Source organism: Candidatus Protofrankia californiensis (genome assembly GCF_900634765.1).
Taxonomy (GTDB): domain Bacteria; phylum Actinomycetota; class Actinomycetes; order Frankiales; family Frankiaceae; genus Protofrankia; species Protofrankia californiensis.
In genome coordinates, this window is the sequence record NZ_CAAAFT010000096.1 from 5,938 (window position 1) to 6,560 (window position 623).

The following is a 623-nucleotide window of genomic DNA, read 5'->3' on the forward strand; positions in this document are numbered from 1 at the left end:
CCGTTGGGAGCGTGACGACCAAGACCGGTGCTTCGCCCGCTTCGCAGGCGACCGAGACCAGTGGTTCGACCGTTTCGCGGGAGCAGGGCAGGCATGTCCTGGTTGCGGTGGCGTGGCCGTATGCCAACGGCATGCCCCATCTGGGGCACATCGCCGGCGCCTACCTGCCGGCCGACATCTTCGCCCGCTACCAGCGGATGGCGGGCAGCCGGGTGCTCATGGTGTCGGGCAGTGACGCCCACGGCACGCCTATCACCGTACGTGCCGACATCGACGGCGTATCGCCGGCTGAGATCGTCAACCGTTACCACCCGGAGTTCCTGCGTATCTGGGACGATCTCGGGATCAGCTTCGACCTGTTCACCTCGACGATGACCGACAACCATCGCGAGGTCGCGCAGGACGTCTTCACCCGGCTGCGGGAGGCCGGTTACATCACCTCCGAGGAGACCGTCCAGTTCTTCGACCCGCAGGCCGGTCGCTTCCTGCCCGACAGGTACGTGGTCGGAACCTGCCCGTTCTGTGCGTACGGCGAGGCCCGCGGCGACCAGTGCGAGAACTGTGGCCGCACCCTCGATCCGGACATCCTGCTCGACCCGCGCAGCAAGCTCACCGGCGCGGTT

Annotated in this window: 1 protein-coding gene; it reads left to right on the top strand. The window is 67.1% G+C overall.

What is annotated here, in order from left to right; all coding sequences use genetic code 11:
• Window positions 1-131: 131 nt before the first annotated feature.
• A partial coding sequence (locus tag DD1DGNOD_RS05865; protein WP_430827760.1) for a class I tRNA ligase family protein occupies window positions 132-623 on the top strand: 492 nt, incomplete at its 3' end.